The sequence below is a fragment of the Niveibacterium microcysteis genome, from assembly GCF_017161445.1.
Taxonomy (GTDB): domain Bacteria; phylum Pseudomonadota; class Gammaproteobacteria; order Burkholderiales; family Rhodocyclaceae; genus Niveibacterium; species Niveibacterium microcysteis.
Genome location: NZ_CP071060.1, coordinates 2,364,709 through 2,380,883 on the forward strand (window position 1 = coordinate 2,364,709; position 16,175 = coordinate 2,380,883).

The 16,175-nt window shown below is 60.3% G+C and carries 13 protein-coding genes and 1 pseudogene; 7 read left to right on the forward strand and 7 right to left on the reverse strand.

The annotated features are described in order from the left end of the window. Positions 1–191 precede the first annotated feature (191 nt). The 5 genes from JY500_RS10665 (at position 192) to rfbC (ending at position 6,469) form a co-directional block, all read left to right on the forward strand. On the forward strand, positions 192–2,333 hold the full coding sequence (locus JY500_RS10665; protein ID WP_206256338.1) for a cellulase family glycosylhydrolase: 2,142 nt from the start codon (positions 192–194) through the stop codon (positions 2,331–2,333). Between the two features lie 675 nt (positions 2,334–3,008). Then, a complete protein-coding gene (rfbB, locus tag JY500_RS10670) occupies positions 3,009–4,079 on the forward strand; it encodes a dTDP-glucose 4,6-dehydratase (RefSeq protein ID WP_206256339.1) in 1,071 nt (356 codons plus the stop codon). Continuing rightward, on the forward strand, positions 4,079–4,969 hold the full coding sequence (rfbD, locus tag JY500_RS10675; RefSeq protein WP_206256340.1) for a dTDP-4-dehydrorhamnose reductase: 891 nt from the start codon (positions 4,079–4,081) through the stop codon (positions 4,967–4,969). Before rfbB ends, rfbD begins: the two co-directional genes overlap by 1 nt. Positions 4,970–5,036: 67 nt before the next feature. Further along, positions 5,037–5,921 carry a glucose-1-phosphate thymidylyltransferase RfbA gene (gene rfbA / locus JY500_RS10680; protein WP_206256341.1) on the forward strand — a complete coding sequence of 295 codons (885 nt, stop codon included), beginning with the start codon at positions 5,037–5,039 and terminating at the stop codon, positions 5,919–5,921. Beyond that, a complete protein-coding gene (gene rfbC, locus JY500_RS10685) occupies positions 5,921–6,469 on the forward strand; it encodes a dTDP-4-dehydrorhamnose 3,5-epimerase (RefSeq protein WP_206256342.1) in 549 nt (182 codons plus the stop codon). The genes rfbA and rfbC overlap by 1 nt, the downstream gene beginning before the upstream one ends. A 119-nt stretch (positions 6,470–6,588) precedes the next feature. Here rfbC and rocF read toward each other — a convergent pair whose 3' ends face one another. Beyond that, a complete protein-coding gene (gene rocF, locus JY500_RS10690) occupies positions 6,589–7,512 on the reverse strand; it encodes an arginase (RefSeq protein WP_206256343.1) in 924 nt (307 codons plus the stop codon). Between the two features lie 162 nt (positions 7,513–7,674). Here rocF and asd point away from each other — a divergent pair, with 162 nt between their 5' ends. After that, complete coding sequence (gene asd / locus JY500_RS10695) at positions 7,675–8,520, forward strand: archaetidylserine decarboxylase (protein WP_206256344.1); 846 nt, start codon at positions 7,675–7,677, stop codon at positions 8,518–8,520. Positions 8,521–8,535: 15 nt separating this feature from the next. Here asd and JY500_RS10700 read toward each other — a convergent pair whose 3' ends face one another. The 5 genes and pseudogenes from JY500_RS10700 to JY500_RS10720 all read right to left on the reverse strand — a co-directional run bounded on the left by JY500_RS10700 (position 8,536) and on the right by JY500_RS10720 (position 14,890). Next, positions 8,536–9,747: an ABC transporter permease gene (locus JY500_RS10700; RefSeq protein ID WP_206256345.1), complete on the reverse strand. Its 1,212-nt coding sequence runs from the start codon at positions 9,745–9,747 to the stop codon at positions 8,536–8,538. Continuing rightward, entirely contained in the window at positions 9,747–10,466 is a 720-nt protein-coding gene (locus JY500_RS10705) for an ABC transporter ATP-binding protein (protein WP_246479873.1), read from the reverse strand. The genes JY500_RS10700 and JY500_RS10705 overlap by 1 nt, the downstream gene beginning before the upstream one ends. Continuing rightward, positions 10,463–11,755, reverse strand: a complete 1,293-nt coding sequence (locus JY500_RS10710) for an efflux RND transporter periplasmic adaptor subunit (protein WP_206256346.1) — start codon at positions 11,753–11,755, stop codon at positions 10,463–10,465. The genes JY500_RS10705 and JY500_RS10710 overlap by 4 nt, the downstream gene beginning before the upstream one ends. Then, positions 11,748–13,259 (reverse strand): efflux transporter outer membrane subunit, encoded by a 1,512-nt coding sequence (locus JY500_RS10715; RefSeq protein WP_206256347.1) that lies wholly within the window; start codon positions 13,257–13,259, stop codon positions 11,748–11,750. The genes JY500_RS10710 and JY500_RS10715 overlap by 8 nt, the downstream gene beginning before the upstream one ends. A 481-nt stretch (positions 13,260–13,740) precedes the next feature. Then, positions 13,741–14,890: pseudogene (locus JY500_RS10720) on the reverse strand (IS3 family transposase). A 36-nt stretch (positions 14,891–14,926) separates the two neighbouring features. On the opposite strand from JY500_RS10720, the gene JY500_RS10725 reads away from it, so the two are divergent. Then, complete coding sequence (locus JY500_RS10725; protein WP_206256348.1) at positions 14,927–15,253, forward strand: tyrosine-type recombinase/integrase; 327 nt, start codon at positions 14,927–14,929, stop codon at positions 15,251–15,253. 234 nt (positions 15,254–15,487) lie between these two features. Here JY500_RS10725 and JY500_RS10730 read toward each other — a convergent pair whose 3' ends face one another. Next, positions 15,488–15,703: a hypothetical protein gene (locus JY500_RS10730; RefSeq protein ID WP_206256349.1), complete on the reverse strand. Its 216-nt coding sequence runs from the start codon at positions 15,701–15,703 to the stop codon at positions 15,488–15,490. Positions 15,704–16,175 lie beyond the last annotated feature (472 nt).

Below are 16,175 nucleotides of genomic sequence, written 5' to 3' on the forward strand. Positions count from 1 at the left end.
CTCTTTTTTTCTGCGTTGGTGGCAGGCCGGCACTGCTATCGCGCTTGCACCAAAATCGGGCTTCATTGACGCTGTAGGTAAAAGAAGAAATCACGCGTAGGCGAGTCTCTAAATCTCTATTGATGACTTCAGCCGTGAAGGATATTGACGTAGTCCTCAATACAGACTATCGAGCCCACGGAGCACGCGTGATGAAGTCAGTCGTATTGGCCGCAATATATGGAATCACATTGACCCTAGGCGTCGGCTTGTCCGGTTGTGGAGGAGTTGGGGACGACGTGCCCCATTCAGGTAAATTCCCTACGCCGACGTCCGCTGCGGTTCCTGAGAATGGCTGCCTACGAACTGGGGCCAATAGTCAGGGCTGCGCCCCCGATCCGCTTGAAGGAAGTGTCGATCAAGGGGCCGACACAACCTCACCTCAGCCGGAATTCATGCCTGATGCGGCTCTTGGCTATTCGGGCTCGTCGGACACGAATGACGGCAAGACGCAGACTTACCCTGCAAGCACTGATTTCCGATCCCTGCCATTGCAGGACGTAACGGTGTCGCAGCCCATCGGGACGACGATAGCCGCGTTTGATGCCGCACCGGATGTAGTTACCGCCTGGAAATTCTCCCTCGGTACGGAATATCCTGGGGCTGTTGGTTCGATGACCCAAACGGTTGGCTCTGGCGGTGGCGCTGCGGCACGTGTCGACTACGACTTAGGCTGCGGGGTCCTGAACGTAGCCCCACGCGGCACACAAGCTTGCGGTGCTTACGTTCAAATGACAAACACTTTGAGTTCTCCAGTCAGCGTTTCTGCCGGTGTCAATCCTGCGCTGGCCTTCGACGTTCGCAATCCGCAAGGTGTCGCAGTGTTGCTCACTCGAGTGCAGGACAGTACCGGCCAAACGCTGCAATTTCACCCCAACGCGCGCAACATCGAACGGCCTTCTGGCGAAAACTGGAGGAGAGTCATCCTACCGATCGCTAGCTCGTCGAATCACTATGGTGGTGCGAATGACGGGGTTCTGCATCCGCCAATCAAAGCCATTGGAATTGGCGTTGGTGACTTTGCGGAATTGCAGCCTGCGGGATTGGCCGAGTTCGACAATATTGCGCTTGTCGATGCTGGCACATTCAATTTCACACTAAATGCCACAGCTGCAACGGCCCCGGGGAGCTTTCCCCAAAGTTACGTTGGAAGAATGTCCGTTAACGTTTCGTCCGATGACCTCATCTCTGTCGAAAAGGCTAAATCCATCGGAATCACGGTAGTACGTCGAGATCTGACTTGGGCAAACATCGAGAAGGCAGGAATCTACGATTTCTCAAGATACACGAAGTACGCGGAGAACCTCAGCTCGAGGGGAATGTCGGTTCTTTGGATCCTCGCCTACGGCCATCCTGACCATGGGGGAGGTGCTCCAATCTCGGATGCGGATCGGGCGGCTTTTTCCGCCTTCGCGGCAGCAACCGCATCCAACTTTAAGGGAAAGAACGTCGTCGGTTTTGAAATCTGGAACGAGCCAAATCTGAAATCTTTCTGGTCGAATCCTGATCCGATTGCCTACGCAAAGCTGGCTTCAAGCGCTTCAACTGCAATTCGTGCCGCAGACCCAAATGCCAGAGTGATCGTTGGCAGCACAGCAGGCGTCGATATGAATTACTCGATCAAAGTGGCTTCTGCCGTGCCTGAAAACTTAGTGGACGCCTTTTCCGTACACCCGTACAGCAAACCAGCGCCGGAAAATTTCGCCAACTCGCTCTATCCATTGAAGGCTTCCCTTGCTTCTTTGGGTATGAATAAGCCAATTTGGGATACTGAGTGGGGATACTCTTCGTACGGCGATTTCGACGCGAGTAAATATGGGGACGGAAATGCGCCAGCCGCGAGAAATCGCCAAGCAGTTCTGGTGTTGCGCCGGGTGCTCACGGATTTGGGTTTGGCGATTCCGTTTCTGAACCTCTACAACTTGGTTGATGGCATCACTGGGCCACTCGACAGAGAGGCAAATTTTGGTCTGCTTACGTACCCAGGCGAGGAGAAACCCAGTTTTTCGGGATTGAAGACGTTGTTTTCGGCTCAATCGGGCAGGGCGTTCAAAGGCCCTGTGCTCGATGTTCCCCCCGGTGTTCATGCGCTTCGCTGGGATGGGGCGGCGGACAGAGTGTTTGCAATATGGTCGGACACCGTGGGCCAGACCGTGGACGTATCCCTACCGGCCGCGACGAGTGCCATTCGCCGTTGGAACGGCGATGCTGTGAGCCCTGGCTACGCTGGTGCGGTGAACACAGTTTCAATCAAAGAGGCGGACGGCCCGCTATTCGTGATCGTCAGCCAGTGAGGTGCGCGCTTAGTTGGGAGGATATATCGGTCCCTTTTGGTGCCGGGTCCCCCCGTCGTATCCGCGGCGCGACTCGGAACACATCACGTCCTGCCTCGACATCGACATGATTGAGCGCGATCCAACTGCTGTCGATTAAGCGCCGTCTGCATCCTCAACGAAGCACCGCTGAACCCGAAACGAAAAGCCTACTTTGAAATGAGAGGTCGGATCCGACGCGCCATATGGAGGTGCAGGCGGGACTCCAGCCAACGCGCTAAAGCCTCCCTGCAAAATCTCCTTAGTAGCGCCATATTCTTGGCGCTGCGGCGTACGAGGGAAAGCCCTCTGAGTGCAGGCAAAGCGGTCCGCTCGCTTACGCGCCACCGCCCGAGAGGACACTGCAGGGCCGTATTGCCAGAATGCGCTATGGTCACCTCGTAGCCGCCAATGCGCCGCTGGATTATTCCGGGGCCAATCAACCAAACATGGGGGTGATGGACATTTGGCCGACCTCACAGGCACGGACTGGATACAACCTCGCATACATAGCTTAGGCCCGAACTGTCTCCGTGTTTGGCGTGCGGCACGGCAACCAAGCTGCGCCAAGGTAAAATCGCGGCCGATTGTCCCTAACCAGTGATCGCGCTGCTGACGCACAGCGTAGCCCCGATCTTAATGTCTGTTGGAGTCCTGATGACCATTCTCGTAACCGGCGGCGCCGGCTTTATAGGCGGTAATTTTGTCCTTGACTGGATTGCATCGACCGGTGAGTCCGTCGTCAATCTGGATAAGCTTACTTACGCAGGTAACCTCGAAACGCTGAAGTCACTGGAAAGCGACGATCGTCACACCTTCGTGCAGGGCGACATCTGCGATCGCGCGCTGATCGATTCGCTGTTTTCGACGTACAAGCCGCGGGCGATCGTGCATTTTGCCGCCGAGTCTCATGTGGACCGCTCGATTCACGGTCCCGGTGAGTTCGTGCGCACCAACGTTGACGGCACGTTCACCTTGCTCGAGGCCGCGCGTGCTTACTGGAACGGGCTCGAAGGCGAAGCGAAGGCGAACTTCCGCTTCCATCATGTTTCGACCGACGAGGTCTACGGCTCGCTCGGCCCGAATGATCCGCCCTTCACCGAGACCAACACCTACGAGCCGAACAGCCCCTATTCGGCAAGCAAGGCCGCTAGTGATCACTTGGTGCGGGCATGGCATCACACGTATGGGCTGCCGGTTACGACCAGCAATTGCTCGAACAACTACGGCCCGTATCACTTCCCCGAGAAGTTGATTCCGCTGATGATCGCCAATGCGTTGGCCGGGAAGCCACTCCCGATCTACGGTGACGGTCAGCAGATCCGTGACTGGCTCTACGTCACCGACCACTGTAGCGCGATCCGCACGATCCTCGCCAAGGGCAAGGTGGGCGAGGTCTACAACGTGGGCGGTTGGAATGAGAAGCCGAACATCGATATCGTGAAAACGATCATCGCGCTGCTCGACGAACTTAAGCCCAGCCCCGAGGGTAGTTATGCGCGTCTGATCACCTATGTGACTGACCGCCCTGGTCACGACCGCCGCTACGCGATCGATGCCCGCAAGATCGAGCGCGACCTTGGTTGGAAGCCGGCAGAGACCTTCGAGACAGGCATTCGTAAGACAGTTCAGTGGTACCTCGACAACCAAGGCTGGGTTCAGAACGTGCTGAGCGGTGCCTACCGCGACTGGGTTGCGAAGAACTACGGCGACCGCGCGGGGGCATGATGAAGATCCTGCTGCTCGGAAGGGGTGGGCAAGTCGGTTGGGAACTGCAGCGGGCACTGGCGCCGCTTGGTTCGATTGTCGCGGTCGACTTTGACTGCGCCGATTACTGCGGCGACTTCACGAATCTGGACGGTTTGGCTGCGACCGTCCGGGCCGTGGCGCCGGATGTGATCGTCAATGCCGCAGCGCATACCGCTGTAGATAAAGCCGAGAGCGAATCCGATTTGGCGCGCACCATCAACGCGCTTGCGCCGGGCGTGCTGGCGCGGGAGGCCGCAGCGACGGGAGCACTGCTGGTGCATTACTCCACCGACTATGTTTTCGACGGTAGTGGTGACACACCCCGCGACGAGTCAGCAGCCACGGCTCCACTGAGTGTTTATGGGGCTACTAAGCTCGAAGGCGAGCAACTGATCCAGCAAAGCGGTTGTCGCCACCTGATCTTCCGCACGAGTTGGGTGTACGCCGCACGCGGCGGCAATTTCGCCAAGACGATGCTGAAGCTGGCGCGCGAGCGTGAGCGTTTGACCATCATCGACGACCAGATCGGCGCCCCGACGGGCGCTGATCTGCTGGCCGACGTGACGGCCCATGCGATTCGCACGGTGCAGGCGCGGCCGGATCTGTGCGGTCTGTACCACCTTGTCGCTGCCGGAGAAACGTCCTGGCACGGCTACGCGAGCTTCGTCATCGAGTTTGCCCGTCGTGCGGGGGAAGTACTCGCGGTAAATGAGATTGCGCCGGTTCCGACGACGAGTTTTCCGACTCCGGCAAAGCGGCCGCTCAACTCCCGTCTTTCCACAACAAAATTGCAGGACACATTCAAGCTGACCCTGCCTGACTGGAAAACGGGCGTAGAACGCATGCTCGTCGAGATCTTGGGCAAGTGAGCTTGCCACACATTCAACGGGCCTAAGAGTCCGAAATCATCGCGCGTAACAGTATCGAGGAGTCGTCATGACGCAACGCAAGGGCATCATCCTCGCCGGAGGTTCCGGCACCCGATTGCATCCGGTGACCTTGGCGGTCAGCAAGCAACTGATGCCGGTGTATGACAAGCCGATGATCTACTACCCGCTCTGCGCACTGCTGCTCGCGGGTATCCGGGAGATTCTGATCATCTCGACACCACAGGATACGCCGCGCTTCGAACAGCTACTCGGCGACGGCAAGCAGTGGGGTATCGAGATCAGCTACGCGGTGCAACCAAGCCCCGATGGCCTGGCCCAAGCCTTCATTATCGGCGCCGATTTCGTTGGGGATTCGCCCTCAGCGCTCGTCCTCGGCGACAACATATTTTACGGGCACGACCTCCAGCGCCGACTGGAAGCTGCGGACGCGCGAACAACTGGCGCAACCGTGTTCGCCTACCCGGTGCACGATCCGGAACGCTACGGGGTAGTGGAATTTGACGCTGACGGCCATGCAATAAGCCTTGAGGAGAAGCCCAAGGCACCGAAGAGTCGCTACGCGGTGACGGGCCTCTATTTCTACGACCAGCAGGTCGTCGAGTTCGCGCGTAACCTCAAGCCCTCGCCACGAGGCGAGCTTGAGATTACAGACCTGAACAGGATTTACCTCGAAAAGGGGCAGATGGATGTACAGGTGATGGGGCGCGGTGACGCTTGGCTCGATACCGGCACGCACGATAGTCTGATCGAGGCAGGTCAGTTCATCCAGACGCTAGAGAAACGCCAGGGCCTGAAGATCTGTTGTCCTGAGGAAATTGTCTGGCGGCAGAAGTGGATCGATAACGCTCAACTGGCCGCCCTTGCGAAGCCACTCGGGAAAAGTGGCTACGGCCAATACCTATCCCGAATTCTTGAAGACAAGGTGTTCTGATGCAGGTGACCGCTACTGCACTCCCCGATGTGCTGATCCTAGAACCGACGGTATTCGGCGATTCGCGCGGTTTCTTCATGGAGAGCTTTAACGCGAACACGTTCCGTGAAGCCACCGGGCTCGACGTGCAATTCGTGCAGGACAATCACTCACGCTCGACGCGAGGAGTACTGCGCGGTCTGCACTACCAGCTGCAGCAGCCGCAGGGCAAGCTGGTACGGGTTCCGCGAGGCCGCGTGTTTGACGTGGCGGTGGATATGCGCAGATCCTCGCCGAACTTTGGTAAATGGGTCGGCGTCGAGCTGAGCGAAGACAACCACCGACAGTTGTGGATTCCGCCAGGCTTTGCGCACGGTTTCGTGGTGCTGTCGGACTCAGCCGATTTTCTTTACAAGACCACGGACTACTACGCGCCGGCGCATGAGCGCTGTTTGAAGTGGAATGATCCGACCGTGGGTGTTCAATGGCCACTCGACGGCCTTGAGCCCTCGCTTTCGGGGAAGGACCAGCAGGGTAGTGCGCTAGCCGATTGCGATAGTTTCGACTGACGCCCGCTCGCCTTTGACATCATCTGCGCCGAGGTCAGCCTCGCGGTTAACTGCTGATGGACATGAAAAAAAACGCCGACAATATGTTGGCGTTTTGCTTTTGCAGCCATCGAACCGCCTCAGCGTCTCGGTTTGCGCATCAAGGTCGACTTGCCGAAGAGGCTTTCGATCAGGTCCACGGCGAGTAGCGCCGTCTGATTCTGGCGGTCGAGGGCGGGGTTGAGTTCGACGACGTCGAGGGATCCCAGCATGCCGGTGTCGGCGATCATTTCCATGCACAGTTGTGCTTCGCGGTAGGTGGGGCCGCCGCGAACTGTTGTGCCAACGCCGGGGGCGATTTCCGGATCGAGGAAGTCGACGTCGAAGCTCACGTGCAGGTGGGTGTCGGGGTCCAGATCGTCCAGGGCGAGTTCCATCGCTGCGCGCATGCCGGCTTCGTCGATGAAGCGCATGTCGAAGACCTCGAGGTTCTTGGTGTGCACGAGGCGTTTTTCACCTTCGTCGACACTCCGGATTCCGATTTGCCGAATGCAATCCGGCTCAATCGCGGGCGTCTGACCACCGATCTCGATCAAGGCTTTCGGCCCGAGCCCGCACAGGCAAGCCACCGGCATGCCGTGGATGTTTCCACTCGGCGTGATCTCGCTGGTGTTGAAGTCGGCGTGAGCGTCCAGCCACAGGATGCGTAGCTTGCGGCCCGTCTCACGGCAGCGACGGGCGACGGCGCTGATCGAGCCGATCGCGAGGCAGTGGTCACCGCCGAGCATGATCGGTAGCCGGTCGCGTTGAAGTTCGCCATAGATCGCGTCGTGCACGGCGCGGTTCCATGCGACGACTTCGTCGAGGTGACGATAGCCCTCAACCGGCGGCAGCCAAGGATTCTTCGGGCCGGCGATATTGCCGCGGTCTTCGACGTCGAGGCCGTGGCGCTGCAGCATCGGTCCGATATCCGCCACGCGCAGGGCCTCGGGGCCCATTGAAGCGCCACGGCTACCTGCGCCGATGTCGGTGGGTGCGCCAATCAGGCTGATGCGAGTTTTCATGTTCGGGCGAGCGGGCAGGTGAGCGATGCGTGATTTCACTCCGACAAGCTGATCCGCGCAATCGCCCTTGCGACATGAACGTCCGAGATCTGCGACGCGCGGTGTGACTCCGCGCGCTTCGGACCGATACAATTACCCGCTTTACCGAATTCGAGAGCCGCCGTGTCTGATCGCCTTGCCGTGTTGCCGCAGTACCTTTTGCCGAAGCAGGCGCTGACGTCGCTCGCGGGGCGCTTTGCTTCGTGGCACGGCGGCAGTCTGACGCAGGCCGTTATTCGTCGTTTCGTCGCACGCTATGGGGTCAACATGGGGGAAGCCGCCAACCCCGATATTTCGAGCTACGCGAGCTTCAATGACTTCTTCACCCGCGCATTGAAGGCTGACGCGCGGCCATTGGCTGAAGCCGACCTGATCTGCCCGGTGGATGGTGCGATCAGCCAGTTTGGCGCCGTCGAGCGCGACCAGATCTTCCAGGCCAAGGGGCACAGCTACAGCACGACGGCACTGGTTGGTGGTGACGCGGCGCTGGCGGCCGAGTTTCAGGACGGCCATTTCGCAACGCTGTATCTGAGCCCGCGCGACTATCACCGCATCCACATGCCCTGCGCCGGTCGGCTGACGCGGATGATCCATGTGCCGGGCGATCTGTTCTCGGTGAACCCGACGACGGCGCGCGGCGTTCCCGGGCTCTTCGCACGTAACGAACGCGTCGTCTGCGTCTTTGAATCGGAGCATGGTCCGTTCGTGCTGACGCTGGTCGGCGCCACCATCGTGGGCAGCATGGCCACCGTTTGGCACGGCGTGGTGAATCCGCCACGCCCCGGCGTCGTCCGCGAGTGGACCTACGCCGACACGCCAGTGGTGCTGGAGCAGGGCGCCGAGATGGGGCGCTTCCTGCTTGGGTCTACGGTCGTGATGCTGTTTCCGAAAGGCCCCTTGCGCTTCAACCCCACTTGGGCGCCGGGCGGCGCGCTGCGCATGGGCGAGGCGATGGCCAGCCGGGGTTGAGCCCGGCTGTCGGTCCTACTCGTGGCGCAGCGCTTCGATCGGATCGAGCTGCGCCGCACGCCGCGCCGGCATGAAGCCAAACACCACGCCAACGGCCGCCGCGAAACCAAACGCGATCAGGTTGATGCTCGTGTCGAAATTGAAGGGCACGTTCATCGCGCCGGCCATGGCTGCTGACGCGACCAGCGCCAGGAGCACACCGACCAGGCCGCCGAGCGAAGACAGCGTCACCGCTTCGACCAGGAACTGCCACAGCACTTCGCGTGGCAGTGCGCCGATTGCAAGGCGGATGCCGATTTCCCGCGTACGCTCGGTGACGGACACCAGCATGATGTTCATGATGCCGATCCCACCCACCAGCAAGCTCACGCCCGCCACAGCGCCGAGCAGCGATGTCATGACCCGGGTGGTGGAACTGAGCGCCTGAGCGATCTGGCGCGTATCCATCACCGAGAAGTCGTCGGATTCATTGGCAGCAAGATTGCGCAGTTCGCGCATCACCGCGCTGATCTCTGCAACCAGCACATCACCATCGACACCATCCTTGCCGGACACATAGATCTGCCCGACTTGCTGCGTGCCCTGGCGGCCCGCCAAGCGGCGCTGCAGCGTGGTGATCGGAAGAATGATCGTGTCGTCCTGATCCATCCCGAACGAAGACTGGCCCTTCGTCGCAAGGACGCCGATCACCTCGCAGGCCATCGTGTTGACGCGCAATTTGGCACCGACCGGATCTTCGTTTCCGAACAACTCCTTGCGCACCGTGTTGCCGATTGCGCACACCGCACGTCCGCTGCGCACATCGGCGGCACTGAAGGCGCGGCCACTGGCGATTTCGCGATTGGCAATCGGGAAGTACTCAGGCGTCGTGCCAATGACGCTGGTCGTCCAGTTCTTCTGCTGGTAGACGATGCTGACGGAGCGGTTCGTGACCGGGGCGACCGATTCAATGCTCGATACGCGATCCGCCAGCGCGCTTGCATCGGTCATCTTGAAGCGCGCCACGCCCCCCTGAGGCATGCCGATGGCGGCACCCGGACGCACGATGATCAGGTTGCTGCCGAGGCTCGCCACCTGTGCCGTCACCGCATCGGTGGCACCTTGGCCAACGGTCACCATCGTGATCACTGCGGCAACGCCGATCACAATGCCAAGCACCGTCAGGAAGGCGCGCATCAGGTTGCGGCGGATCTCGCGTAGCGCAAGAAGTAGGGCGTTCAGTAGCATCACGCGCCCCCTGGCGGCAGTGAGTCCGCGTCGATGCGGCCGTCTTTCACACGGACGACGCGCTGTGCGTGCGCCGCGATGTCGGTTTCATGCGTCACCATCAGCACGGTAATGCCGCGCTCGGTGTTCAGGCGGGTGATCAACGCCATCACGTCGTCACTCGTCTGCGTATCGAGATTGCCGGTGGGTTCGTCGGCAAACAAAACCAAGGGGTTCGTCACGATCGCGCGGGCAATCGCCACTCGCTGCTGCTGCCCGCCCGAAAGCTCTGATGGCGTGTTACGGAGTTTGCCTTCCAAACCCACCGCGGCCAGAGCCTCCGCGGCCAAGGCGTCGCGCTCCTTGCGCGGCATGCCTCGGTAAAGCAGCGGCAACTCGACGTTTTCCAGCGCTGAGGTGCGGGCAAGCAGGTTGAAGCCCTGAAAGATGAAGCCGTGATGGTGCCGCCGCAGCAACGAGCGCTGAATGCTGTCGAAGCGCTCGACATGCTGGCCATCGAAAACGTATTCGCCCGTCGTCGGCGTATCAAGGCAACCGAGAATGTTCATCAAGGTGGATTTACCTGAGCCGCTCGGGCCCATGACCGCGACGAACTGCCCGCGCGGGATTTCCAGATCGATACCGCGAAGCGCTTCAAAACGCGCCTCGCCCTGGCCGTAGGTCTTGGTGATGCCGGACAGTCGGAACAGCGGCTCGGGCGCGATGCTGGATTCCGTCATTTCTTGCGAGTCTCCGCGCGCTGCTCGGTAATCACTTCGAGACCGTCCTCAATGCCAGTGCCACTGACTTCGACCATGCGGCCATCGGTGAGTCCCACGGTCACTTTGATCGGCTGCGGGCGCTCATCGCGCAAGACCCATAGGGTTTGCTCACTGCCTTGCGCGAGCGGCCGGTTGCGCGAGGCAGCGTTCGCTGCGGGGCGAGGCGGGCGGGGCGGTTTGGGGATCAGGCTTGAGAGCAGCCCGCCGCCCTCGGTAGCGGCAGCCTCGGTGCGCGGCTTGAAACGCAGCGCCGTGCCAGGCACGAGCAGCACACCTTTGCGCTCGGCGATGCGGATATCCGCAGTGGCGGTCATGCCTGGGCGCAGGGTGAGATCCTTGTTGCTGACTTGCAGTTCGGTCTTGTAGCTCACCACGTTCTCGACCAAGGTCGAGCCGTACTGAACCTTGGTGACCTTTGCCGCGTAGTTGCGATCCGGCCAGGCGTCGACCGTGAACGAGGCGGGCTGATCGTCGTGCACCTTGCCGACGTCAGCTTCGGCCACATCCACTTTCAGACGCATTTGCGCGAGGTCCTCGGCCAGCACGAACAACTCCGGCGCAGTGAACGAGGCCGCTACGGTCTGGCCCGGGTCGATCTTGCGCGTCAGCACCACACCATCGATCGGCGAGCGGATTGCAGCCTTGCCAAGATCGGTCTCGTTGGTGCGCAGGGCTGCTTCGGTTTCGGCAACACTAGCCCGGGCCGAAGCCACATCCGCCCGAGCACGCGCCGCGGTAGCACGTGCCGTATCGAGCTCGCTCTTGGCCGGCACCTTGCCGCCCGAGAGTTTCGCCACTTCCTCTTGCCGTGCGAGCGTGGCTTCGCTTTCCACTTGCGTCGCCTGCGCCTGTTCCAGCTTGGCGCGCGCCGCAGCGAGCACGGCGCGGGCCTTTTCGGTCTGATCGCGCAGCTTTGAGATATCGAGCACGGCGAGTGTTTGCCCCTTGCGCACCCGATCATTCGTATCGACGAGCACCTGCGCGACTGTGCCAGAGAGTTCGGAGCCCACGGTCACCTGATTCGTTGGCTCCAACTTGCCTGTGGCCGTAACGGTCACCACGAGATCGCCACGCTTGACGGCGACGGTGTTGAACTTTGGCGCGCCATTGCCGGCGACCAGGGCCCGAATCCCAAAGCCGATAGCGCCAAGCACAACGAGCGCGATTGCTGCGACCACGATCACACGGCGGCGCGACCATGCGCCATCCTTGGCGGCGATGTGAAGAATCTTGCGGGTATCAACCATTGATTGAATCTCCAACGGCGGGCGTCTTGCCCGCTGCTTCGGGCGACCATCCGCCACCCAGTGCCTTGTATAGATTGACCAGCGCTTTGGCGCGCTCGCCTTGTGCCGAAGTCTGCTGATCCTGCAGCGACAGGAGGGTGCGCTGGGTGTCGAGCAGAATCGACAGATCGATCAAGCCCGCCTTGTAGCGTTGCGATGCAAGTTGTTCCGCCTCACTAGCGGCCGCGGTCGCGGTGTCCAGACTCGCCAAACGCGTGTTGGTCGTGCGCCATGCCACGAGCGCGTTCTCGACTTCACTCAGGGCTGTCAGGACCGATGCCTGCCAAGTAATCAGCGCCTGCTGCTGCAAGGCATTCTGAATTGCGATGCTTTGCTTGATTCGGCCCGCATCAAAGATCGGGGCGCTCAGCCCGCCCGCAATGCTGGCCAACACGGCTTCGGGGCGGAACAGATCGCCTGCACTGAGTGCATCGACACCTATCGAGCCACTCAAGACCAGTTTCGGATAGCGGGCCGCCTCCGCTTCGCCAACACGTGCCGTCGCAGCGGCCAATTGGCGCTCGGCAGCGACAAGATCGGGGCGTTGTTGCAGGGTCTGTGCCGGAATACCAAGCCCGAGCGCAAACTGGAAGTCGGGCAGGGCGCGGCGTGGCCCCACAAGGCCATCAATTGCACCCGGAGGCTTGCCTGCCAGCAGCGCCAACTGATTCCGAGCCTCCGAAATGCTGCGCTCAACACTCGGCAAAGCCGCTCGCGCCTGCTCGAGGCTGCTCTTGGATTGAGCGACGTCGAGGGTGGAGGTCAGTCCAGCCTGTTCGCGCCAGCGGGTGATCTGGTCGGTTTCATCACGGCTGGCGAGTGTCGCCTGGAGCACCGCCAGCCGATTCTCGGCCGTACGGAGATCGATGTAGGCACTCGCTACGGCCGCCACCAGACTTACCCGGGCTGCATACAGATCCGCCTGGGCCGCATCGACGTCGGCCTCAGCAGCCTCCACAGCACGACGTTTGCCACCGAAGAGATCAATCTCCCAGCTCAAGTCGGCTGAGGCCGAATAGCTGCGAGTGGTGAGCGTCTGATCGTTCGGGCGTGACGCCTGATTCCGCGCATTCGCTGAAGCATCGATTTCCGGCAGTTGCCCGGCCTTGGTCAGCCCGCGTCGCGCACGTACTTCCTCAAGCCGCGCTAGCGCGCTTTGAAGGTCCGTACTGCCCGAAAGCGCAGCGTCCACCAATGCGTTGAGGCTCGGATCATCGAATTGCTGCCACCAACGCGCCAGCAGCGCCGGTGTCGCCGGGCGGCTAACCGAATCGGCAGCCTGCGATTGCCAGACCGGATATTCGACAGGCGTAGGCGTGCGGTAGTCCGGTCCCACGCTGGCGCAGGCAGACAAGCCGAGTGCAAGAATGGCGGCGCAAACACGGCGCGGATTGAACGGTGGCAGACCGGATGCACGTGGCACAAACGGTGCCGCGCGAGTACTGCGGTTCTTCAGTAAAGGCATGAATCAAGAATAGCCTTTACGCCCAATCAGAATGCTTCCCGCGCGTAGCAAACGCGAACTCAGTATGGCCAGTTGCGACTGATCGGGTGGGCGCTAACAAACAGATACATCCCAACCACACAGACTTTGGTGGACATAATACAGATTATGCGGCCTTTGCCAGCGGTGCCGTTCTTACCAAAACGGCGTTCTGGTCACGGACAAATCCGATCTGCTCCAGGACAAAACCATCTGATCCAGCCGTTCTGGCCAAAACGACCTGATCCAGTTTGACCGACAAGCATCTACTCACGGACAAAACCGATCTGATCCGGAAAGAAAAGCTGACGCCATAACAACGGCTTACGAACGGCTTCAATCGGAGCGCTGGCGGCGCACGCTAGGTCACCCGTTCACGAACCGCTTCGAGCGCTCGACGATATGCGGCACATCGCGCCAATTCCGTTCCCGAATAATCAAAGACTGAATCGCCCCGACTTCCCTAGACAGTTTTCTGCTTGTTGAAATACCGCTGTTCGAACTCGACCGGAGACATGTTCTCGGCGTGACTATGCCGACGTTTCGGGTTGTAGAACAACTCGATGTAGTCGAAGACATCGCGCCGAGCGTCCTCTCGGGTCGCGTAGATCTTTTGGCGAATCCGTTCTCGTTTGAGTAGTTGGAAGAAGCTCTCTGCGACTGCATTGTCGTGGCAGTTGCCGCGCCGGCTCATGCTCCCCACAAGATTGTGGTGCCTTAGGAAGTCCTGCCAGTCGTAACTGGAGAACTGGCTACCTTGGTCCGAGTGCACGATGACGGAGGTGTCCGGCTTGCGTCGCCAGACGGCCATCAGCAACGCATTGAGTGCCAGATCCCGATGCATACGCGGCCCCATCGACCATCCAATAACTTGGCGCGAGAACAGGTCGAGCACCACCGCAAGGTAAAGCCAACCTTCGAAGGTCCGGATGTAGGTGATGTCGGTGACCCATGCCTTGTTAGGCGCCGTGGGTGAGAACTGGCGGTCGAGCGCATTCGGATGGACGATTGCCGGTCGTCCGCCATAGTGGCCGCGCCGGCGCGAATAGCCTGTTTGCGCACGCAGCCCTTCGACCCGCATCAGCCGAGCCACCGATGCTTGCCGCATTGTTCGCCCATCTCGCGCAGATCATCATGGATCTTGCGATAGCCATACACGGCGCCCGACTCAAGCCACGCGTGCTTGATCAGCCCCAGGAGCCGACGATCCTCGCGGCTCCTAGGACTTTCGTGGCATCGACTCCACGCATAGAACCCGCTTGGATGGACGCCAATGACCTTGCACATCCGTCGCACCACGAACTCGCTTTGATGGGCCTGGATGAACGCGTACTTCACCCGGACTGCTTGGCAAAGTACGCGGCGGCTTTTCTTAGGATGTCGCGCTCTTCGGTGACGCGTTTGAGTTCGCTCTTCAAACGACGGAGCTCCGCACTCTCGGCATCCGCCTTCGCCCGCTCCGGCGCGGGCGCACTATAGCGCTTGATCCATTGGTACAGGCTGTGTGTGGAGACCCCCAGCCGCGCCGCCACCTCCGCAACGGCATGCCCTCGATCGGTGACCAGCTTCACCGCTTCAACCTTGAACTCTTCTGTGTAACGCGCCGTACCCATGACACCTCCTTGTACGCCTCAGTGTGAGGCAAGAATGTGTCTAAGGAGTCCGGGGCGATTCAGTTCGTGTTTCCGTCCGCTGCCGTACGTCCCTGGGGCGATAGCGACCGTCTGGTGCGCTGGCACGCATCCCCTTCAACGATCCAGAGAGCATTTAAGGCCGCGGTGAGAAAATCTCAGGTCAACAAGCATGTCAGCGTTCACACGCTTCGCCACTCGTTTGCAACCCATTTGCTTGCTGCAGGCACCGACATTCGTACCATCCAGTTGCTGCTTGGACACCGCAATCTGCAGACGACGATGATCTACACCCATGTCGAGGCGGCGGTTCGTACCGTAAAGAGTCCGTTCGACCTGCTTTGAGCGATGGCGCCCGGGGCCCTTGACCCGCCGCGGGCGCCACGTTCGCCGGAACTCCAGTGCCCGCAGCCATAAAGCGGTCGTTTGAATGTCTGCTCGCGCGCAAACCGGACCACATATCCCTCTTGGCAATGAAGTTCCGCTATGGGTCGGATTCTCACGCCGACGGGTTTTCAAAGCTGACGGTCGAGAACCGTCTGCTCGTAAGCGCTTGAACGTCGGCTTTGGGCTAGCTCCTCACAAACCTGGGATCCCAAAGCTGCCGGTCGAGAGCATCTCGATCGTCGGCGCCTGAACGCCCGCGAAGGCCGAACACCCCTCGATGATCAAACACAACGAGCGACCGATCTGATCGGTAACCCGCGAGTAGACGGTTAGCCATACGAAGGCTCGCAGCAGGTCGGTTTCTGTCAGCGAACTGGCGAGCTCCTGATCGTCCTGAAGCGGGAACATACAGGCGCCCGGGACAGCGCAGCGTGGGTCACCAAACAGACGGCCTACGACTACTAAAAGGAGTTGCCCAGCTTCTTTTGGTAGTCGTCTCGACCGTATGCAGATTCCGAAGCCAACCGCCTAGCGAACAGCAACTTCCGACCTTGATCACGTTGCGGACTGCGCAGCCTTGGCCGTCGCTTCGATACGGCGGGCACGGCGCACGCAATGCACACCCCAAACCTCTGTCACCGATACATGCTGCTCCGAGTCGTAACGCCGGACTTGGCACCCCCTAACCCATTGTTCTGGCCCCCTGAAGCGCGCCCGATGTTGGCCGAGTTGCATGATGTCTTCAACCGAAGAGCGCGCAAATGGTCGAACGCGCCGCGGGATATCAAGCGCTTCGATCAACCGGATCAACTGAGATTTGTCCATGGGAAATCGGGCGAACAGCGCTCGGACCAGGTGCGTTTTGTCTGTAGACAATTGA

Excerpts from the sequence above, each read along its gene's own strand:
- JY500_RS10665 (WP_206256338.1), top strand. The coding sequence starts at position 192 with ATGAAGTCAGTCGTATTGGCCGCAATATATGGAATCACATTGACCCTA.
- rfbB (WP_206256339.1), top strand. The coding sequence starts at position 3,009 with ATGACCATTCTCGTAACCGGCGGCGCCGGCTTTATAGGCGGTAATTTT.
- rfbD (WP_206256340.1), top strand. The coding sequence starts at position 4,079 with ATGAAGATCCTGCTGCTCGGAAGGGGTGGGCAAGTCGGTTGGGAACTG.
- rfbA (WP_206256341.1), top strand. The coding sequence starts at position 5,037 with ATGACGCAACGCAAGGGCATCATCCTCGCCGGAGGTTCCGGCACCCGA.
- rfbC (WP_206256342.1), top strand. The coding sequence starts at position 5,921 with ATGCAGGTGACCGCTACTGCACTCCCCGATGTGCTGATCCTAGAACCG.
- rocF (WP_206256343.1), bottom strand. The coding sequence starts at position 7,512 with ATGAAAACTCGCATCAGCCTGATTGGCGCACCCACCGACATCGGCGCA.
- JY500_RS10700 (WP_206256345.1), bottom strand. The coding sequence starts at position 9,747 with ATGCTACTGAACGCCCTACTTCTTGCGCTACGCGAGATCCGCCGCAAC.
- JY500_RS10705 (WP_246479873.1), bottom strand. The coding sequence starts at position 10,466 with ATGACGGAATCCAGCATCGCGCCCGAGCCGCTGTTCCGACTGTCCGGC.
- JY500_RS10710 (WP_206256346.1), bottom strand. The coding sequence starts at position 11,755 with ATGGTTGATACCCGCAAGATTCTTCACATCGCCGCCAAGGATGGCGCA.
- JY500_RS10715 (WP_206256347.1), bottom strand. The coding sequence starts at position 13,259 with ATGCCTTTACTGAAGAACCGCAGTACTCGCGCGGCACCGTTTGTGCCA.
- JY500_RS10730 (WP_206256349.1), bottom strand. The coding sequence starts at position 15,703 with ATGTTCCCGCTTCAGGACGATCAGGAGCTCGCCAGTTCGCTGACAGAA.